Below are 19,784 nucleotides of genomic sequence, written 5' to 3'. Positions count from 1 at the left end.
ACTAGCATGCCTCGCGTATCTACGGCGCGAGCGAGACGAGGCACCATGGCTCCCCAATACGACTTCGTCATCGTCGGCGGCGGTTCGGCCGGCAGTGCACTGGCGAACAGACTCTCAGCTGATCCGGCGAACAAGGTGCTGGTCCTGGAGGCAGGCCGCTCCGACTACCCCTGGGACGTCTTCATCCACATGCCCGCGGCACTGACGTACCCGATCGGCAGCCGCTTCTACGACTGGAAGTACGAGTCCGAGCCCGAGCCCCACATGGGCGGCCGGCGCATCTACCACGCGCGCGGCAAGGTGCTCGGCGGCTCCAGCAGCATCAACGGCATGATCTTCCAGCGCGGCAACCCCATGGACTACGAGCGCTGGGCGGCCGACCCCGGCATGGAGACCTGGGACTATGCCCACTGTCTGCCCTACTTCCGGCGGATGGAGAACTGCCTGGCCGCCGACCCGGACGACGAGTTCCGCGGCCACGACGGCCCCCTCGTCCTGGAGCGCGGCCCCGCCGACAACCCCCTCTTCGGCGCCTTCCTCAAGGCCACCCAGGAGGCGGGCTACGCCCCCACCGACGACGTCAACGGCTACCGGCAGGAGGGCTTCGCCAAGTTCGACCGCAACGTCCACCGCGGACGCCGTCTTTCGGCCTCGAAGGCGTACCTCAAGCCCGCCAGGAAGCGGCCCAACCTCACCGTCACGACCCGCGCCCTGGTCACCCGCGTCCTCTTCGAGGGCAAGAAGGCCGTCGGTGTCGAGTACCAGCGCGGCAAGGGCGCCCTGAAGCAGGTCCGGGCCAAGGAAGTCATCCTGTGCGGCGGCGCGATCAACTCCCCGCAGCTGCTGCAGCTGTCCGGCGTCGGCAACGCGGAGGAGCTGCGCGCCCTCGGCATCGACGTCGTGCACCACCTGCCGGGCGTCGGCGAGAACATGCAGGACCACCTCGAGGTGTACATCCAGTACGCCTGCAAGCAGCCCGTGTCCATGCAGCCGTATCTGGCCAAGTGGCGGGCCCCCTTCATCGGCCTGCAGTGGCTGTTCCGCAAGGGCCCCGCGGCCACGAACCACTTCGAGGCCGGCGGCTTCGCCCGCAGCAACGAGGACGTGGACTACCCCAACCTGATGTTCCACTTCCTGCCCATCGCGGTCCGCTACGACGGCTCCGTGCCCGCGGGCGGCCATGGCTACCAGGTCCATGTCGGGCCCATGTACTCCGACGCCATAGGCTCGGTGAAGATCAAGAGCAAGGACCCGCGCGAACACCCGGCGCTGCGCTTCAACTACCTCTCCACCGAGCAGGACCGCCGCGAGTGGGTCGAGGCGATCCGCGTCGCCCGCAAGCTCCTCAACCAGCCCGCGCTCGCGCCCTTCAACGGCGGCGAGATCTCGCCCGGCCCGTCCGTGGAGACGGACCAGGAGATCCTCGACTGGGTCGCCAAGGACGGCGAGACCGCCCTGCACCCGTCCTGCACCTGCAAGATGGGCACCGACGAGATGTCCGTCGTCGACCCCACCAGCATGCGGGTGCACGGCGTGGAGGGCCTGCGGGTCGTCGACGCGTCGGTGATGCCGTACGTCACCAACGGCAACATCTACGCGCCGGTGATGATGGTCGCCGAGAAGGCCGCCGACCTGATTCTCGGCAAGGAACCCCTGGCGCCGTCGAAGGCCGCGTACTACCGGCACCGCGACGCCCAGAAGCAGGCCGGGTAGGCCTTGGACACCACCGGGCTGAGGGCGCTGCTGGACAGCGTCCGCTACGAGGTGCTGCCCGCGAAGGCCACCGAGGACAAGGTCCTCGCCCATGTCCCGCGCGACGTCGTGGTCACCATCACGGCGTCGCCGGTCAAGGGCCTGGAGCCGACCCTCGATCTGACGGGGCGGCTCGCTGCGCACGGCTACCGCGTCGTGCCGCACGTGCCCGCGCGGCTGCTGCGGGACGACGCCCACCTGAAGGAGGTCGTCGACCGCCTCCGCGAGTCGGGCGTGGACGACGTCTTCGTACCGGCGGGGGACGCGGACCCGCCGGCCGGGTCCTACGACGGTGCCCTGCCGGTGCTGCGCCGCCTGAGCGAGCTGGGCGGGCCGTTTGCCGACGTCGGCATCACCGGCTATCCCGAGAGCCACCCCCTCATCCACGACGACATCACCATCCAGGCGATGTGGGACAAGCGCGCGCACGCGACGTACATCGTGAGCAACCTGTGCTTCGACCCGCGGGTACTGGGGGAGTGGGTGGCGCGGATACGGCGGCGGGATGTCACGCTGCCCGTGCATCTGGGTGTCGCGGGGCCCGTGCAGCGGGCGAAGCTGCTCGCGATGGCCACGAAGATCGGAGTGGGGGAGTCGACGCGCTTCCTGACCAAGCACGCGTCGTGGTTCCTGCGGTTCGCGGCGCCCGGGGGCTACTCACCCGAGAAGCTCCTGACCCGCACCGAGGAGGCCCTGCGCGGGCCCGCGTCCGCAGTGGCGGGACTGCACCTGTTCACCTTCAACCAGATCGCCGAGACGGAAGCCTGGCGCCGCGCGCTGCTGGACCGACTCGTAGGCTGAGGCGCCGTGGAGATACTGCCGCCGAGACCGGCCCGGGTGGCCTGCGCGGCGCCGTGGGTCGTGCCCGCGGCGGGCGCGGTCGTCTTCGGCGCCGGGAGCGCGGATGCGCTGTCGTGGAGCGCCGCCGGGGCGGTCCTCGCGCTCAGCGTGATGCTCACCGTGCGCGGCTACCGGATCGGCGTGCGCTGTGAGGCCGACCGGCTGGTGGTGCGGGGCCTGCTGTGGACCCGGGTGATACCGCGGCAGTGGATTCGTGCCGTCACGGACTTTCCGGCGGTCCGCTGGCAGACGGCCGCGGGCCGCAGCCGGTGGACGCCGGTCACGGCGTTCATGAGCAGTACGGGCGAGCCGGCGTCGCTGCGGGAGGCGAAGGCGAAGTGCCTGGCCCAGCTGCGGCGCTGGGCCCGGCGTTCCGGAAGCGGGCACGGCTGAGCCGTACACGATCGCCGTATACGACAGTGGGCGGGCTGGAGATCCAGCCCGCCCACTGTCGTGGCACCGCTCAGCGGAAGACCACCGTGCGGTTGCCGTCCACCATCACGCGGCTCTCGCTGTGCCACTTCACGGCGTGCGCGAGCACCTGGGCCTCCACGTCCCGGCCGACCGTGACCAGCTCGCCGGGGTCGAGGGAGTGGTCCACGCGGACCACGTCCTGCTCGATGATCTGGCCCTCGTCCAGGTCCGAGGTCACGTAGTGCGCCGTCGCGCCGACCAGCTTCACTCCGCGGTCGTAGGCCTGGACGTACGGGCGTGCGCCCTTGAAGCTGGGCAGGAAGGAGTGGTGGATGTTGATCGCGCGGCCCTCCAGCTGCTTGCACAGGTCGTCGGAGAGGACCTGCATGTAGCGGGCGAGCACCACGAGGTCGACGTCCAGCTCGCGCACCAGCTCCAACAGCCGCGCCTCCGCCTCCGGCTTGGTCTCCTTGGTCACCGGGACGTGGTGGAAGGGGATGCCGTAGGTCTCCGCCAGGCCCTCGAAGTCCCGGTGGTTGGAGACGATCGCGGGGATCTCGATGTTGAGGGCGCCGGTGCGGCGGCGGAAGAGCAGGTCGTTGAGGCAGTGGCCGAACTTGGACACCATGATCAGTGTCCGGGTCGGGGTCGAGGCGTCCCACAGCTTCCAGGAGATGCGGTAGGCCTCGGCGACGGGACCGAACCGGTAACGCAGAGTTTCCAGATCCGCGTTTGGATCGGAAACGTCGAAGTGCACCCTCATGAAGAAGCGGCCCTGGAGTCGATCATCGAACTGCTGGCTTTCCAGGATGTTGCCGGAGTTCCTGACGAGGAAGCCGCTCACGGCATGGACCAGTCCCGCGCTGTCGGGACACGAGAGAGTGAGGACGAACTCACGGCCAGGTTGCGGGCGAGGGGACATGTGCGGCCTCCGTCGGTGCGTATTGCACAACAAGGTGAGCGATACGCAACATGGTCGGGCCGGTGGGCCCCTCGGTCAAGAGAGGAAGGGGCATTGGCCCCCTTGCGAAATCGTCATCCGCCAACCCCTTGACGTCTGTCTGGACATTCGTCAGGGTGTTCCACCACAAGCAATTGAATGCACGATGCGCAACGAATTTCGGTTGAAAGGCTTGGCGCGTGGCAGATCTGTATGTGGACGGAGAGTGGCGCGAGCCGGTGGCCGGCGGGCGCCGTGAAATCCGCTGCCCCGCCGACGGCACCCTCTCGGCGACCGTAGCGGAAGGGACGCGCGCCGACACGGAGGCCGCGATCGCCGCCGCCCGCCGGGCCTTCGACGAGGGCCCCTGGCCCCGCACCCCCGAGCGCGAGCGCGGCGCCCTGCTGCTGCGCACCGCCGACATCCTCGAGCGCGACGCCAAGGAGTTCGCCCGCGCCGAGTCGCTGGACACCGGCAAGCGGCTGGTGGAGAGCGAGTACGACATCGCCGATGTCGTCTCCTGCTTCCGCTTCTACGGCGGGATCGGCGGCACCGACGCCGGACGGGTGATCGACACCGGCCGCGACGACGCCATCAGCCGAGTCGTGTACGAGCCGGTCGGCGTGTGCGGACTGATCACCCCCTGGAACTACCCGCTGTTGCAGGCCAGTTGGAAGGTCGCCCCGGCGCTGCTCGCCGGCAACACGATCGTCCTGAAGCCCAGCGAGCTCACCCCCTCCACCTCCATCCTGCTGATGAAGGCACTTCAGGAGGCGGGGCTGCCGGCCGGCGCCGCCAACCTCGTCCTGGGCACCGGCCCCGAGGTGGGCGCCCCGCTCTCCGAGGACCCGCGCGTCGACATGGTCTCCTTCACCGGAGGCCTGGAGACCGGCAAGCGGATCATGGCCACCGCGGCCGCCACCGTGAAGAAGGTGGCGCTGGAACTCGGCGGCAAGAACCCCAACGTCGTCTTCGCCGACGCCGACTTCGAGACGGCCGTGGACATGGCTCTCACGGCCGTCTTCCTGCACTCCGGGCAGGTCTGCTCGGCGGGCGCCCGGCTGATCGTCGAGGACTCGCTGCACGACCGCTTCGTCGACGAGGTGGTCCGCCGCGCCCGGCAGATCCGCCTGGGCGGCCCCTTCGACCCCGACGCCGAGACCGGAGCGCTGATCTCCGCCCAGCACCTGGCGAAGGTCGAGGCGTATGTCGCGGCAGGTCTGGAAGAGGGCGCCGTACTGCGCTGCGGCGGCCGGCGGCCCGACGACCCGGCCCTGGCGAACGGTCACTACTACCCGCCGACCGTGCTCGACGCGTGCACACAGGACATGCGGGTGGTGCACGAGGAGTCCTTCGGACCCGTGCTGACCATCGAACGCTTCACCGACGAGGACGATGCCGTACGCATCGCCAACGACACCGAGTACGGACTCGCCGGCGCCGTCTGGACCGAGGACGCCGGCAAGGCCCAGCGCGTCGCCCGGCGGCTGCGCCACGGCACGGTGTGGATCAACGACTACCACCCCTATGTGCCGCAAGCGGAATGGGGTGGCTTCGGGCACTCGGGCACGGGCCGGGAGCTGGGACCGACCGGCCTGGACGAGTACCGAGAGCCCAAGCACATCTGGCAGAACATCCAACCCCGGCCGCAGCGCTGGTTCCGCGGCTGAACGCCGAAATGAGGTCGATCGTGACCCCCACACAGACAGAGGTGCCGCAGCGGCGTGGCACCCCCCAGGACTCGGACGACACGCCCGTCATATCCGTGCGCAATCTGTGGAAGGTGTTCGGGCCGAAGGCCGACCGGGTACCGGGCTCAGAGGAGCTGTGCGGTCTCTCCCGCCGCGAGCTGATGGACCGCACGGGCTGTACCGCCGCGGTCCGTGACGTGAACTTCGACGTCCGCAAGGGCGAGGTGTTCGTGGTCATGGGGCTGTCCGGCTCCGGCAAGTCCACCCTCGTACGATGTCTGACCCGGCTGATCGAACCCACCTCGGGCGAGGTCGTCTTCGAGGGCCAGGACATCCGCGAGGCCGACGCGGCCCGGCTGCGCGACCTGCGCCGCCGCAAGTTCTCCATGGTCTTCCAGCACTTCGGGCTGCTGCCGCACCGCCGGGTCGTGGACAACGTGGCCTTCGGCCTGGAGATCCGCGGCATGAGCAGGGCGGAGCGCACCAAGCGGGCCTTGGAGGTCGTCGAGCTGGTCGGCCTGTCCGGCTACGAGAAGTCCTACCCCGACCAGCTCTCCGGCGGTATGCAGCAGCGCGTGGGCCTCGCCCGGGCGCTCGCCGGAGACCCGGACGTGCTCTTCTTCGACGAGCCGTTCTCCGCGCTCGACCCGCTGATCCGCCGGGACATGCAGAACGAGGTCATCCGCCTGCACCACGAGGTCGGCAAGACCATGGTGTTCATCACCCACGACCTCTCCGAGGCGCTGAAGCTGGGCGACCGCATCCTGATCATGCGCGACGGCAAGATGGTCCAGTGCGGCACCGGCGACGAACTGGTCGGCGCCCCGGCCGACGACTACGTCCGCGAGTTCGTGAAGGACGTGCCCCGCGGCGACGTCCTCACCCTGCGCTGGATCATGCGGGCGCCGGAGGACGGCGACGAGCTGGACGGCCCCGAGCTGGGCCCGGACGTCGTGGTGAAGGAGGCCACCCGGGCGGTGCTCGCGGCCGACAAGCCCGTCAAGGTCGTCGAGAACGGCAAGCTGCTCGGCATCGTCGGTGACGAGGAGATCCTCGCGGTGGTCGCCGGGCAGGAAGGCGGCGCGTGATGACCGTCGCCATAGAAAAGCCCGAGAAAACGGAGGCCGTGGAGCCGGTCGCTCCCGTCAAGGCGGCGCGAAGGATCAGCCGGACCATGGTGGTCGGCGCGATCGTCGTCGTCTGGCTGGTGCTCTTCGCCGTACTGCGCGGAAAGCAGACGCTGACGCTGGCGGCGGCCGACCTGACCGATCTGCACCGGTGGATCAACGACCTCAACGACTCGATCGGCGCCAACCGCAACTCCAACCCGCTCTTCCTGTACTTCTTCAACGAGATCCGGCTGGTCGTCGACAACCTGGCGACCTTCATCCAGCACCTGATCTCCCAGCCGTCCGGGGCCCGCCCGGTGCCGGAGATCGGCTGGCTCGGTGTCGTCGGCATCGCCGGCTATGTCTCCTGGGCGGTGGGCAACTGGCGGGTCGCGCTGCTGGCCGTGGCCGGGTTCACCTTCTTCGGGCTGCAGGGGCTGTGGCAGCAGAGCATGGACACCCTCTCCCTCACGCTCTCCGCGGTGTTCGTGGCGCTGCTGTTCGCGATCCCGCTCGGGGTGTGGGCGGGGCTGTCGGACCGGTTCAACCGGATCGTCGCGCCCTTCCTGGACTTCATGCAGACGATGCCGACCTTCGTCTACCTGGCACCGCTGACCCTGTTCTTCCTCATCGGCGGCGCCTCCGCCACCATCGCCACCGTGATCTACGCGGCGCCGCCGACGATCCGCATCACCGCGCACGCCATCCGCAACGTCTCCCAGACGACGGTCGAGGCGGCCGACTCCCTGGGAGCCACCCGCCGTCAGTCGCTGCTGAAGGTGCTGCTGCCGATGTCCAAGCGGACCGTGGTGATGGGCGTCAACCAGACCATCATGGCCGCCCTGGCCATGGTGACCATCGCGGCCCTGATCAACGCCCCCGGGCTCGGCCCGGTCGTCCTCCAGGCGCTGCAGTCGCTCGACGTCGGCACCGCCTTCAACGCGGGTCTCGCCATCGTCGTCATGGCGATCGTCCTGGACCGGGTGACCACCGCGGCCGCCGCCCGCGAGGAGAACGCGCGGAACGCCAAGCACGACTTCGCGAAGTGGCGGCGGCCCCTGCTGGCCGCCGGCGCCGCGGTCACCGCGGTCCTGATCTATCTGTCGCACACCTACCTGTGGGCGGCCGAGTTCCCCGGTGACGGCACGGTCGGCAGCCATATCGCGAGCGCGGCGGACAGTGCGACCAACTGGGCGCAGGACAGCCTCTCGGGCGTCACCAACGCCATCCGTGACGTCATCACCAACGGTCTGCTCAACCCGTTCCAGACGCTGGTCACCGACTCCCCGTGGTGGCTCGTCGGCGCGGTGCTGGTGGCGCTGGGCGTGGTGCTCGGCGGCTGGAAGTCCGGTCTCACCACGGCCGTGTGCGTGGGCCTGCTGGTCGGCACCGGTCTGTGGTCGGACGCCATGACCACACTGGCCTCGACGCTCGTCGCGACGGTGCTGGTGATGGTGCTCGGCATCGTCTTCGGGGTGTGGATGGGGCGCAGCATGATGGCGGACCGGCTGATCCGGCCCACTCTGGACGCCGCCCAGGTCATGCCGCCCTTCGTCTACCTCGTGCCGTTCCTCGCGCTGTTCGGCCCCACCCGCTTCACGGCCATCGTCGCCGCGATCGTGTACGGGGCCCCCGTCGCCATGAAGATCATCGCGGACGGGATACGGGCGGTGCCCGAGACCACCGTGGAGGCGGCCACGTCCGCCGGGTGCAACACCTGGCAGATCATCACCAAGGTTCAACTGCCGATGTCACGCAGTGCCCTGACGCTTGCCACCAACCAGGGCCTGATCTACGTGCTGTCGATGGTTGTTGTGGGCGGCCTGGTAGGTGCAGGCGCTCTCGGCTACGACGTCGTGGCCGGTTTCTCACAGGGGCAGCTGTACGGGAAGGGGCTTGCCGCGGGTCTGGCCATCGTCCTTCTCGGAGTCATGTTCGACCGGATCACTCAGGCCGCGGCGCGCCGCGCCAGCGCTTAAGGAGCACGACACCATGGCAAGACACTGGCGAGCCGGCGCGGCCGGCCTGGCCGTCCTCGGCCTCACCCTCACCGCGTGCGGCGGGGCGAAGGTCGGAGACAGCTCCTCCGCGGGCTCGGGAAGCTCGGGCAAGTGCGGCACCTTCAACCTGGCCGTCAACCCGTGGGTGGGCTACGAGGCGGACGCGGCGGTCGTCGCCTACGTCGCCCAGCACAACCTCGGCTGTACGGTCACCAAGAAGAACCTCAAGGAAGAGATCGCCTGGCAGGGCTTCGGCACCGGCGAGGTCGACGCCGTCCTGGAGAACTGGGGCCACCCCGACCTGGTGAAGAAGTACATAGACCAGCAGAAGACCGCCGTGGACGCCGGCCAGACCGGCAACAAAGGCATCATCGGCTGGTACGTGCCGCCGTGGCTGGCCAAGGCGCACCCCGACATCCTCGACTGGAAGAACCTCAACAAGTACGCCTCGAAGTTCAAGACGTCCGAGTCGGGCGGCAAGGGCCAGCTCCTGGACGGCGACCCGTCGTACGTCACCAACGACGAGGCGCTGGTCAAGAACCTGAAGCTGAACTTCAAGGTGGTGTACGCGGGCAGCGAGACGGCGCTCATCCAGGCCTTCCGCACCGCCGAGAAGAACAAGCAGTGGGTGATCGGCTACTTCTACGAGCCGCAGTGGTTCCTGTCCGAGGTCCCGCTGAAGAAGGTCAGCCTGCCCGCCTACAAGACGGGCTGCGACGCGGATGCGGCGAAGGTCGCCTGCGACTATCCCGTCTACAACCTCAACAAGATCGTCAGCGCGAAGTTCGCCAAGGCCGGCAGCCCCGCCTACAACCTGGTGAAGAACTTCAACTGGACGAACGACGACCAGAACGAGGTCGCCAAGTACATCGCCCAGGACAAGATGACGGACGACGCGGCGGCCAAGAAGTGGGTCGAGGCGAACAAGGACAAGGTGGACGCCTGGATCAAGTAGCCCGGCCCTGACAGCCGGACTGGGCGGACGGTCGAACATGCCCGGCGGGCGGCGTGCACTGATGTGCGCCGCCCGCCGGGCATCGCCATGTCCCGGCGGGTGTTCCGGCCCGTTTTCCGACGTCACGGACCTCTTGACACCCCCCTCCCGCGACAGGCACGCTGAGTTGCGCAACCTGAATCACGTTGCGCAGAAAGCAACTCGACGGTTTTGAATTTCGGAGGTGCGGCGATGGCGGGACCCCGAGTGGTGATCATCGGAGCGGGCGTCGTGGGAGCGGCCCTCGCTGACGAGATCTCCGCGCGAGGCTGGACCGAAGTGACCGTGGTCGACCAGGGCCCGCTGCCCGCCACGGGAGGCTCCACCTCGCACGCGCCGGGCCTGGTCTTCCAGACCAACTCCTCCAAGACCATGACCGAGCTGGCCCGCTACACCGTCGAGAAGTTCTGCTCGCTCGACGTCGACGGCAAGCCCTGCTTCCTCCAGGTCGGCGGCCTCGAAGTGGCGACCACCCCCGAGCGCCTCGCGGAACTGCACCGCCGCCACGGCTGGATCACCGCCTGGGGCATCGAGGCCCGGCTGCTGAGCGCCGACGAGTGCGTCGAGCAGCACCCCCTGGTCAACCGCGACAAGGTCCTCGGCGGCCTCCTCGTCCCCACCGACGGCCTGGCCAAGGCGGTCCTCGCCGTGGAGGCACAGATCCGCCGCGCCACCGAGCGTGGCGTGACCTTCCTGGCCCGCCACGAGGTCCTGGACGTCCAGCAGGCCGACGGCCGCGTCACCGGCGTCCTCACCGACCAGGGCGAGATCGCGGCCGACATCGTCGTGTGCTGCGCCGGCATCTGGGGCCCGAAGATCGCCCGCATGGTGGGCATGAACCTCCCGCTGACCCCGCTCGCCCACCAGCTCGCCTGGACCGGCCCCGTGCCCGCCCTCGCCGGCCAGACCGAGGAGGCGGTCCGCCCGATCCTGCGCCACCAGGACGCCGACCTCTACTACCGCGACCGCTTCGACGGCATCGGCATCGGCTACTACGGCCACCGCCCGATGCCGATCACCGCCGACGAGATCCTCTCCGTCGACGAGGCCGCCGACATGCCCTCGGTCCTGAAGTTCACCGAGGAGGACTTCGAGCCCGCCTGGGCCGAGACCCAGTCCCTGCTCCCCGCGACACAGGAGGCGAAGATCGAGGAGGGCATCAACGGCCTGTTCTCCTTCACCACCGACAACTTCCCGCTGCTCGGCGAGTCGAGCGACGTCAAGGGCTTCTGGGTCGCCGAGGCCGTCTGGGTCACCCACTCCGCGGGCGTCGGCCGGGCCATGGCCGAGTGGCTGGTCGACGGCTACTGCTCCTCCTTCGACCTGCACGAGTGCGACGTCAACCGCTTCGAGCCGCACCAGCTCTCCCCGGAGTACGTCCTCGCCCGCGACTGCCAGAACTTCGTCGAGGTCTACGACATCCTCCACCCCCTCCAGCCGTCCGGGAAGCCGCGCCCGATCCGCACCAGCCCCTTCCACGCCCGCCAGCAGGAGCACGGCGCCTTCTTCCTGGAGGCGAACGGCTGGGAGCGCCCACAGTGGTACGAGGCAAACGCCTCCCTCGTCGCGGGCCGCAACATCCCCACCCCCAACGACTGGGCGGCGCAGTTCTGGTCGCCGATCGTCGGCGCCGAGGCGCAGGTCACCCGCGAGACCGTCGCGATGTACGACATGACGGCCCTCAAGCGCCTCGAGGTCAGCGGCCCCGGCGCCGCCGACTTCCTGGAGAAGCTGGTCACCGGCAAGGTCGCCAAGTCCGTCGGCTCGGTGACGTACACCCTCCTGCTCGACCACGACGGCGGCATCCGCAGCGACGTCACCGTCGCCCGCCTGGCCCGCGACCTCTTCCAGGTCGGCGCCAACGGCAACCTGGACCTCGACTGGCTCACCCGCCACCTGCCCGCCGACGGCACCGTCCAGGTCCGCGACATCACCCCCGGCACCTGCTGCATCGGCCTGTGGGGCCCGCTGGCCCGCAAGGTCCTGCAGCCGCTGACGGACGAGGACTTCTCGGGCGACGGCCTCAAGTACTTCCGCGCCAAGCACGCCTACATCGGCTCGGTACCGGTGACCGCGATGCGCCTGTCGTACGTCGGTGAACTCGGCTGGGAGCTGTACACCACCGCCGACCAGGGCCAGAAGCTCTGGGACACCCTCTGGCAGGCGGCGAGGCCCCTCGGCGGCATCATCGCCGGCCGCGGCGCCTTCAACAGCCTCCGCCTGGAGAAGGGGTATCGGTCCTTCGGGACCGACATGACCTACGAGCACGACCCCTACGAGGCCGGAGTCGGGTTCGCGGTGAAGCTCGACAAGGGTGAGTTCATCGGCAAGGCAGCGCTTGAGCGCCGTAAGGCCGACGTGCGGCGGAAGCTGACGTGTCTCACCATCGACGACCCGCGGTCTGTCGTCCTCGGCAAGGAGCCGGTGTTCGACGGTGAGCGGGCGGTCGGTTATGTGACCAGCGCGGCGTACGGCTACACGATCGGCAAGGGGATCGCGTACGCGTGGCTGCCGAGTGAGCTGGCCGCTCCTGGGACCGCGTTGCAGATCGGGTACTTCGATCAGCGCATCGAGGCGGTCGTTGCCGAGGAGCCGTTGTTCGACCCGACGATGTCCCGTCTCCGTGGGTGAGTGGTTCGTAGGGGGTGCCCCGATTGGTTGTCGATCGGCTGCTGGTTCGTTGTGGCTGGTCGCGCCCCGCGGCGGAGCCGCAAATAGACACAGGCCCGCGCCCCTTTGGGGCGCTGCAGCTGAGCCTCGTTGGAAGGAGTGCCGTCGGTGACTGCCCAAGTGCTGGACGGGAAGGCGACCGCCGCCAAGATCCGCCGTGAACTCGCCGAGCGTGTCGCCAAGTTGACCGCCAACGGCGGACGGCCGCCGGGGCTCGGTACCGTCCTCGTCGGTGACGACCCCGGCAGTCATGCCTACGTCGGTGGCAAGCACCGGGACTGCGCGCAGGTGGGGATCGCCTCCATCCGCCGCGATCTGCCCGCGGACGCGACCCAGCAGCAGGTCGAGGACGTCATCGACGAACTCAACGCCGACCCGGCCTGCACCGGCTACATCGTCCAGCTCCCGCTTCCGGGGCACCTGGACGCGGGCGCCGTACTGGCCCGTATGGACCCGGCCAAGGACGCCGACGGACTGCACCCCGTCAACCTCGGCCGGCTCGTCCTGGGCACCGCGGCGCCGCTGCCCTGCACCCCGCGCGGCATCGTCGAACTGCTCCGCCGCTACGAGGTGCCCCTCGCGGGCGCCCGGGTGTGCGTCATCGGACGCGGGATCACGGTCGGACGGCCCATCGGGCTGCTCCTGACCCGCCGCTCCGAGAACGCCACCGTCACCCTCTGCCACACCGGTACCAAGGGCCTGTCCTGGCACGTGCGCGAGGCGGACATCGTCATCGCGGCCGCCGGCTCGCCCGGACTGATCACCAAGGACATGCTGCGCCCCGGCGCGGCCGTCCTGGACGTCGGCATCACCCGCACCGAGAACGGGCTGGTCGGCGACATCCACGCGCAGGCCGCCGAAGTCGCCGGCTGGCTCGCGCCGATGCCCGGGGGCGTGGGCCCCATGACCCGCGCGATGTTGCTGGCCAACGTCGTCGAGGCCGCCGAGAGGAATGCGAACGCCGTATGAACGCGCTGAACACCCCCCTGGCGGAGCTGGACCCCGAGGTCCACGAAGCGCTCGCCGCCGAACTGCACCGCCAGCAGTCCACCCTCGAGATGATCGCCTCCGAGAACTTCGCCCCCACCGCCGTGATGGAGGCCCAGGGCTCGGTCGCGACCAACAAGTACGCCGAGGGCTACCCCGGCCGCCGCTATTACGGCGGCTGCGAACACGTCGACGTCACCGAGCGGTTGGCGATCGAGCGCGTCAAGTCCCTCTTCGGCGCCGGCTACGCCAACGTCCAGCCGCACTCGGGCGCCCAGGCCAACACGGCGGTCTTCTTCGCCTTGCTCCAGCCCGGCGACACCATCCTCGGCCTGGACCTCGCGCACGGCGGCCACCTCACCCACGGCATGCGCATCAACTACAGCGGCAAGATGCTGAACGTGGTGCCCTACCACGTGTCCGAGGCCGACAACCTGGTCGACATGGACGAGGTCGAGCAGCTCGCCAAGGAACACCGCCCCAAGATGATCATCGCGGGCTGGTCGGCCTACCCCCGGCAGCTGGACTTCGCGGCCTTCCGCCGGATCGCCGACGAGGTCGGCGCCCTGCTGATGGTCGACATGGCGCACTTCGCGGGCCTGGTGGCGGCGGGGCTCCACCCGAACCCGGTCCCGCACGCGCATGTCACCACCACGACCACCCACAAGACGCTCGGCGGCCCGCGCGGCGGAGTGATCCTCACCAACGAGGCCGACCTCGCCAAGAAGATCAACTCGGCGGTCTTCCCCGGCATGCAGGGCGGCCCCCTCGAACATGTCATCGCCGCGAAGGCGGTGTCCTTCAAGGTCGCCGCGTCCCCGGAGTTCGCCGAGCGCCAGGCCCGCACCCTGGCCGGCTCCCGCGTCCTGGCCGAGCGTCTGACGCAGCCGGATGCGGCGGCGGCCGGGGTGAAGGTCCTGACCGGAGGCACGGACGTCCACCTGGTCCTGGTGGACCTGCGGGAATCGCCGCTGGACGGCCGTCAGGCCGAGGACCTGCTCCACGAGATCGGCATCACCGTCAACCGCAACGCCGTCCCCTTCGACCCGCGCCCGCCGATGGTCACCTCCGGCCTGCGCATCGGCACCCCGGCGCTGGCCACCCGCGGCTTCACGGAGGAGGACTTCGCGGAGGTCGCCGACGTGATCGCGCTGGCCCTCCAGCCGGAGCCCGACCTCGCGGCCCTGCGCGCCCGCACGGCGGCCCTGGCCGCCAAACACCCGCTCTACCCGCACCTTTCCGGTACTTCAGGAGACGCCCGATGAGCCCCACCACCCCCGGCGCCGACCTCCCCGACCACCCGGACTTCCTCTGGCGCAACCCCGAGCCGAAGCGGTCGTACGACGTCGTGATCGTGGGCGGCGGCGGCCACGGCCTGGCCACCGCCCACTACCTGGCCAAGAACCACGGCATCACCAACGTCGCCGTACTGGAGAAGGGCTGGCTCGCGGGCGGCAACATGGCCCGCAACACCACGATCATCCGCTCCAACTACCTGTGGGACGAGAGCGCCGGCATCTACGAGCACGCCCTCAAACTGTGGGAGGGCCTGGACGAGGAGCTGGACTACCCGATCCTCTTCTCCCAGCGAGGCGTCCTCAACCTCGCCCACAGCCTCCAGGACGTCCGCGACAGCGTCCGCCGTGTCGAGGCCAACCGCCTCAACGGCGTCGACGCCGAGTGGCTCGACGCGGAGCAGGTCAAGGAGGTCTGCCCGATCGTCAACGTCTCACCCGACGTGCGCTACCCGGTCCTCGGCGGCACCTACCAGCCACGCGCCGGCATCGCCAAGCACGACTACGTGGCCTGGGGCTTCGCCCGCTCCGCGGACGCGGCCGGTATCGACATCATCCAGAACTGCGAGGTCACCGGCCTGGACGTGGTCGGCGGCCGGGTCGTGGGCGTCCAGACCAACCTCGGCCCGATCGCGGCAGGCAAGGTGGCCCTGTGCTCCGCCGGCCACACCTCGGTCCTCGCCGCCATGGCCGGCATCGACCTCCCGGTCCAGAGCCACCCGCTTCAGGCCCTGGTCTCGGAGCTCCTGGAACCGGTCCACCCCACCGTGGTGATGTCCAACGCGGTCCACGTGTACGTCAGCCAGGCGCACAAGGGCGAGCTGGTGATGGGCGCCGGTATCGACGCGTACAACTCCTACACCCAGCGCGGCGCCTTCCACATCATCGAGGAGCAGATGGCCGCGGCCCTGGAGCTCTTCCCGGTCTTCGCCCGCGCCCACGTCCTGCGCACCTGGGGCGGCATCGTCGACGTCAGCCCCGACGCCTCACCGATCGTCGGCCTCAGCCCCGTCGACAACCTCTACCTCAACTGCGGCTGGGGAACGGGCGGTTTCAAGGCCACCCCCGGCGTCGGCTGGGTCTACGCCCACACCATCGCCCACGACACCCCCCACCCCCTCAACGCCCCCTTCTCGCTCGACCGTTTCACCACCGGCGCGCTCGTCGACGAGCACGGCGCTGCCGCGGTGGCCCACTAGGGAGCCCGAACCATGCTGTTGATCTCATGCCCGTGGTGCGGGCCCCGCGACGAAGCCGAGTTCCACTACGGCGGCCAGGCGCATGTGGCGTACCCGCAGGACCCGTCGGCGCTGACCGACGAGGAGTGGGCCAAGTACCTGTTCTTCCGCGACAACCCGAAGGGCCCCTTCGCCGAACGCTGGAGCCACTCGGCGGGCTGCCGCCGCTGGTTCAACGCGGTACGGGACACGTCGACGAACGAGATCCTGGCGGTGTACCGGGCGGGGGAGCAACGTCCGGCGGCTGTCGAGCCCCGGCCGGCACAACCAGCCCGTCCGGCGTTTGAGGACGAGGCCCCTTCAGGGCCGATCGGGGGCCTGGGGGCGGAGCCCCCAGTGACGTCCACGGCAACGGGCTTCCGCCTCTCGACCGGCGGTCGCATCAACCGCGCCGAGCCCCTCACGTTCACTTTCGACGGCACCGAATACCAGGGCTTCCGCGGCGACACCCTCGCCTCGGCCCTGCTGGCCAACGGCGTGATCCAGGCGGCGACCAGCATCAAACTCGGCCGCCCCCGAGGCATCTTCTCCGCCGGCGTGGAAGAACCCAACGCCGTCATCCAGATCGAGGAGCCCTTCCCCGAGCCGATGCTCCCGGCCACCACCGTCGAGCTCTACGACGGCCTGGTCGCCACCAGCCTCCCCGGCCAGGGCCGCCTGGCCACCCGACCGGACCCCGCCCGCTACGACGCCGTACACGCCCACTGCGACCTGCTGATCGTCGGCGCCGGCCCGGCCGGCCTCGCGGCGGCAGCGGCCGCCGCGAGCAGCGGCGCCCGCGTCATCCTCGCCGACGACCGCCCCGAACTCGGCGGCAGCCTCCTCGGCACCGGCGAACTCCTCGACTGGGCCGAGGAGTTGGGCGACCGTCTGGAGGCCGCCCCCGAGGTCCGCGTGCTGCGCCGTACCACCGTCTTCGGCTACTACGACGACAACCACGTCCTCGCCGTGGAGCGCCGCACCAACCACCTCGGCGCCGAGGCCCCGGACAACGTCTCCCGCGAGCGCGTGCACCGCATCCGCGCCCGCCGTGTCGTCCTCGCCACCGGCGCCCACGAGCGCTCGCTGGCCTTCGCGGACAACGACCGCCCCGGCATCATGCTGGCCGCCTCGGCCCGCACCCACCTGCACCGCCACGGTGTCCTGCCCGGCCGTCACGCGGTCGTGTTCACCACCAACGACAGCGCCTACGCCGCCGCACTGGACCTCGCCGCGGCGGGCGTGCAGATCGCGGCGATCGTCGACACCCGCCCCGCCCCCGGCGAGTGGGCGGCCCGTGCCCGAGCCGCGGGCATCGAGGTGCTCGCCGGATACGCGGTGACCGGCACCGAGGGTGAGGCGCGGCTGACCGCCGTGAGCGTGGCGCCGTTCGGACAGACCGTGGCGCAGCGGGAGTTCGCCGCGGACCTGCTGCTGGTCTCCGGCGGCTGGAACCCGGTGGCGCACCTCTTCAGCCAGGCCGGCGGCAAGCTCCGCTACGACGAGGCGCTCGGCACCTTCGTGCCCGACGTCGTCCGGCAGGCCGTCGAGGTCGCGGGCAGCGCGAACGGCACCTTCGACCTGGCCGCCGTGCTCGCCCAGGGAGCCGCCGCCGGTGCCCGCGCGATCGAGGCCGAGGGCTACACCCCGGAGGCCCCTGCGCTCCCGGCCGTGCCCGCCCAGCCGCAGGCCACGCCGCCCATGCAGGTCTTCACCGTCCCCGGCCGCGAGGGCGCCCCCCGCTTCGTCGACCTCCAGCGGGACGTCACCGTCGACGACCTGGCCCGCTCGACCGGCGCCGGCATGCGCTCGGTCGAGCACACCAAGCGCTACACCACGGCCGGCACCGCCAACGACCAGGGCAAGACCTCCGGCGTCCTGGCCAGCGGTGTGGTCGCCGATCTGCTCGGCGTGGACATCTCCGCGCTCGGCACGACCACCTTCCGGCCGCCTTACACGCCCGTCTCCTTCGCGGCCCTGGCCGGCCGGGACCGGGGCGTGCTGAGCGACCCGGTCCGCACCACCGCCCTGCACGGATGGCACGTCGAACACGGCGCCCTGTTCGAGAACGTCGGCCAGTGGAAGCGCCCCTGGTACTACCCCCAGGACGGCGAGGACATGGAAGCGGCCGTACTGCGCGAGTGCGCCGCCGCCCGCGACGGCGTGGCGTTCATGGACGCCTCCACCCTCGGGAAGATCGACGTACAGGGGCCGGACGCCGGCGTCTTCCTCGACCTGCTCTACACCAACATGATGAGCACCCTGAAGGTCGGCATGATCCGCTACGGCGTGATGTGCAAGCCGGACGGCATGGTCTTCGACGACGGCACGGTCATCCGTCTCGCCCCCGACCGCTTCCTGGTCACCACGACCACAGGCAACGCGGCGGCCGTACTGGACTGGATGGAGGAGTGGCTCCAGACCGAGTGGCCCGAGCTGAAGGTGCACTGCACCTCGGTCACCGAGCAGTGGGCCACCGTCGCCCTGGTCGGCCCGAAGTCCCGTGACGTCCTCGGCTCCCTCGCTCCCCGACTCGCCGTCTCCAACGACGACTTCCCGTTCATGGCCTGGCGGGAGACGACCGTCGCGGGCATCGAGGCGCGCGTGTGCCGGATCAGCTTCTCCGGTGAACTCGCCTACGAGATCAACGTGTCGCCGTGGCAGGCCCTCGCCCTGTGGGAGGCGCTGTACGAGGCCGGTGCCCCGTACGGCATCACCCCGTACGGCACCGAGACCATGCACGTCCTGCGCGCCGAGAAGGGCTACCCGATCATCGGGCAGGACACCGACGGCACGATCACCCCGCACGACCTCGGCATGAGCTGGGCGGTGTCGAAGAAGAAGCGGGACTTCATCGGCAAGCGTTCCTTCGCCCGCGCCGACGCCGTCCGCCCGGACCGCAAGCACCTGGTCGGCCTGCTCCCGGAGGACCCCGGCACCTTCCTCCCCGAGGGCACCCAGCTGGTCGCCGACAGCGAGCTGCCCGCGCCGCCCGTCCCGATGCTCGGCCACGTCACCTCCAGCTACCGCAGCGCCGCCCTCGGCCGGACTTTCGCGCTGGCCCTGATCAAGGGCGGCCGGGAGCGGATCGGCGAGCGGCTGTACGCCGTCGCGCGCGACCGTCTGGTCCCGGTGACCGTCGCCGGCCCCGTCCTCTACGACCCCGAGGGAGCCCGCCGCGATGGCTGACACCGCACTCACCGCCCCGCCCCGCAGCCCCCTGTCGCCCCACGCCGACCGCCTGGCCGCCGCGACCCGCTCCTCCGGGGGTGCGGTCCGGCTGGCCGAACTCCCCTTCCTGGCCCAGGTGAACGTCCGCCTGGACGCCAAGGGGGGAGCGACCGACGCGGTCGGGCTCGCTCTGGGCCTGCCGCTGCCGCTCGAACCCGACACGGCCATCCGTGCCGGAGAGTTGACCGCGCTGTGGCTCGGTCCGGACGAATGGCTGGTGGTGGGCCCGCCGGGCAGCGAGCGGGACCTGGAGACCCGGATCCGGGCGGCCGTCGGAGAGGAGCCCGTCTCCGTCACCGACGTCTCCGCCCAGCGCACCACACTCCTCGTCTCCGGCCCCAGAGCCCGCGACCTGCTGGCCCACGGCTGCGCACTGGACCTGCACCCGCGCGCCTTCGGCGCGGGCCGCTGCGCCCAGACGACGCTGGGCCGCACCCAGGTCGTCCTGGTCGCCCGGGACGAACCCGGGGCCGGCTTCTGGGTCCTGGTCCGCTCGTCCTTCGCCGGCTACCTGACGGACTGGTTGCTGGACGCGGCGACGGAATACATCTAGCCGGCTGAACCCGCCCGGCCGCCTCCCACACCCGCTCCTCGGAGAGCCGGCCGCAGTCCACGGCGTGGAGCACCGCGTCCCGGCAGCTCAG

14 protein-coding genes are annotated in these 19,784 nt (G+C 70.3%); 13 read left to right on the top strand and 1 reads right to left on the bottom strand.

All coding sequences use genetic code 11. From position 1 onward, the window contains the following. Nucleotides 1-45: 45 nt before the first annotated feature. The 3 genes from betA to ABT254_RS34755 are packed head-to-tail and all read left to right on the top strand — an operon-like array spanning nt 46 to nt 2,985. Nucleotides 46-1,713, top strand: coding sequence for a choline dehydrogenase (gene betA, locus ABT254_RS34765; RefSeq protein ID WP_351479194.1), 1,668 nt, complete (start codon nt 46-48; stop codon nt 1,711-1,713). 3 nt (nt 1,714-1,716) lie between these two features. After that, a complete protein-coding gene (locus ABT254_RS34760; RefSeq protein ID WP_351479192.1) occupies nt 1,717-2,553 on the top strand; it encodes a methylenetetrahydrofolate reductase in 837 nt (278 codons plus the stop codon). 6 nt (nt 2,554-2,559) lie between these two features. After that, nucleotides 2,560-2,985: a hypothetical protein gene (locus ABT254_RS34755; protein WP_351479189.1), complete on the top strand. Its 426-nt coding sequence runs from the start codon at nt 2,560-2,562 to the stop codon at nt 2,983-2,985. Nucleotides 2,986-3,055: 70 nt separating this feature from the next. On the opposite strand, the gene purU is transcribed toward ABT254_RS34755, so the two are convergent. Beyond that, on the bottom strand, nt 3,056-3,928 hold the full coding sequence (gene purU, locus ABT254_RS34750; protein ID WP_099927114.1) for a formyltetrahydrofolate deformylase: 873 nt from the start codon (nt 3,926-3,928) through the stop codon (nt 3,056-3,058). Nucleotides 3,929-4,146: 218 nt separating this feature from the next. Between purU and ABT254_RS34745 the strand changes: the two genes are divergently transcribed. The 10 genes from ABT254_RS34745 to ABT254_RS34700 all read left to right on the top strand — a co-directional run bounded on the left by ABT254_RS34745 (nt 4,147) and on the right by ABT254_RS34700 (nt 19,693). Then, nucleotides 4,147-5,616, top strand: a complete 1,470-nt coding sequence (locus ABT254_RS34745; protein WP_351479186.1) for an aldehyde dehydrogenase family protein — start codon at nt 4,147-4,149, stop codon at nt 5,614-5,616. A gap of 20 nt (nt 5,617-5,636) precedes the next feature. Next, nucleotides 5,637-6,725, top strand: a complete 1,089-nt coding sequence (locus tag ABT254_RS34740; RefSeq protein ID WP_351479184.1) for a quaternary amine ABC transporter ATP-binding protein — start codon at nt 5,637-5,639, stop codon at nt 6,723-6,725. Beyond that, nucleotides 6,725-8,725 carry an ABC transporter permease gene (locus ABT254_RS34735; RefSeq protein WP_351479181.1) on the top strand — a complete coding sequence of 667 codons (2,001 nt, stop codon included), beginning with the start codon at nt 6,725-6,727 and terminating at the stop codon, nt 8,723-8,725. The genes ABT254_RS34740 and ABT254_RS34735 overlap by 1 nt, the downstream gene beginning before the upstream one ends. Nucleotides 8,726-8,738: 13 nt before the next feature. Next, a complete protein-coding gene (locus tag ABT254_RS34730) occupies nt 8,739-9,701 on the top strand; it encodes an ABC transporter substrate-binding protein (RefSeq protein ID WP_351479179.1) in 963 nt (320 codons plus the stop codon). A gap of 231 nt (nt 9,702-9,932) precedes the next feature. Then, nucleotides 9,933-12,371: a GcvT family protein gene (locus ABT254_RS34725; protein ID WP_351479176.1), complete on the top strand. Its 2,439-nt coding sequence runs from the start codon at nt 9,933-9,935 to the stop codon at nt 12,369-12,371. A gap of 147 nt (nt 12,372-12,518) precedes the next feature. Next, nucleotides 12,519-13,379 (top strand): bifunctional methylenetetrahydrofolate dehydrogenase/methenyltetrahydrofolate cyclohydrolase, encoded by an 861-nt coding sequence (locus tag ABT254_RS34720; protein ID WP_351479173.1) that lies wholly within the window; start codon nt 12,519-12,521, stop codon nt 13,377-13,379. After that, nucleotides 13,376-14,662: a serine hydroxymethyltransferase gene (glyA, locus tag ABT254_RS34715; RefSeq protein ID WP_351479170.1), complete on the top strand. Its 1,287-nt coding sequence runs from the start codon at nt 13,376-13,378 to the stop codon at nt 14,660-14,662. Before ABT254_RS34720 ends, glyA begins: the two co-directional genes overlap by 4 nt. Continuing rightward, nucleotides 14,659-15,891: a sarcosine oxidase subunit beta family protein gene (locus tag ABT254_RS34710; protein WP_351479167.1), complete on the top strand. Its 1,233-nt coding sequence runs from the start codon at nt 14,659-14,661 to the stop codon at nt 15,889-15,891. Before glyA ends, ABT254_RS34710 begins: the two co-directional genes overlap by 4 nt. 12 nt (nt 15,892-15,903) lie before the next feature. Next, nucleotides 15,904-19,098, top strand: coding sequence for a sarcosine oxidase subunit alpha family protein (locus tag ABT254_RS34705; protein ID WP_351479164.1), 3,195 nt, complete (start codon nt 15,904-15,906; stop codon nt 19,096-19,098). Further along, nucleotides 19,091-19,693 (top strand): sarcosine oxidase subunit gamma, encoded by a 603-nt coding sequence (locus tag ABT254_RS34700; RefSeq protein ID WP_351479161.1) that lies wholly within the window; start codon nt 19,091-19,093, stop codon nt 19,691-19,693. Before ABT254_RS34705 ends, ABT254_RS34700 begins: the two co-directional genes overlap by 8 nt. Nucleotides 19,694-19,784: the final 91 nt, after the last annotated feature.

The organism is Streptomyces sp. NPDC001137 (assembly GCF_040298885.1).
GTDB lineage: Bacteria > Actinomycetota > Actinomycetes > Streptomycetales > Streptomycetaceae > Streptomyces.
The sequence above is the reverse complement of the archived record's forward strand: the minus strand, read 5'-3'. Positions and strand labels throughout refer to the sequence as shown.

Bases quoted from the DNA above. Each gene is read 5' to 3' on its own strand.
- ABT254_RS34705 (WP_351479164.1), top strand. From the start codon at position 15,904: ATGCTGTTGATCTCATGCCCGTGGTGCGGGCCCCGCGACGAAGCCGAG.
- ABT254_RS34700 (WP_351479161.1), top strand. From the start codon at position 19,091: ATGGCTGACACCGCACTCACCGCCCCGCCCCGCAGCCCCCTGTCGCCC.
- ABT254_RS34735 (WP_351479181.1), top strand. From the start codon at position 6,725: ATGACCGTCGCCATAGAAAAGCCCGAGAAAACGGAGGCCGTGGAGCCG.
- betA (WP_351479194.1), top strand. From the start codon at position 46: ATGGCTCCCCAATACGACTTCGTCATCGTCGGCGGCGGTTCGGCCGGC.
- glyA (WP_351479170.1), top strand. From the start codon at position 13,376: ATGAACGCGCTGAACACCCCCCTGGCGGAGCTGGACCCCGAGGTCCAC.
- purU (WP_099927114.1), bottom strand. From the start codon at position 3,928: ATGTCCCCTCGCCCGCAACCTGGCCGTGAGTTCGTCCTCACTCTCTCG.
- ABT254_RS34730 (WP_351479179.1), top strand. From the start codon at position 8,739: ATGGCAAGACACTGGCGAGCCGGCGCGGCCGGCCTGGCCGTCCTCGGC.
- ABT254_RS34725 (WP_351479176.1), top strand. From the start codon at position 9,933: ATGGCGGGACCCCGAGTGGTGATCATCGGAGCGGGCGTCGTGGGAGCG.
- ABT254_RS34710 (WP_351479167.1), top strand. From the start codon at position 14,659: ATGAGCCCCACCACCCCCGGCGCCGACCTCCCCGACCACCCGGACTTC.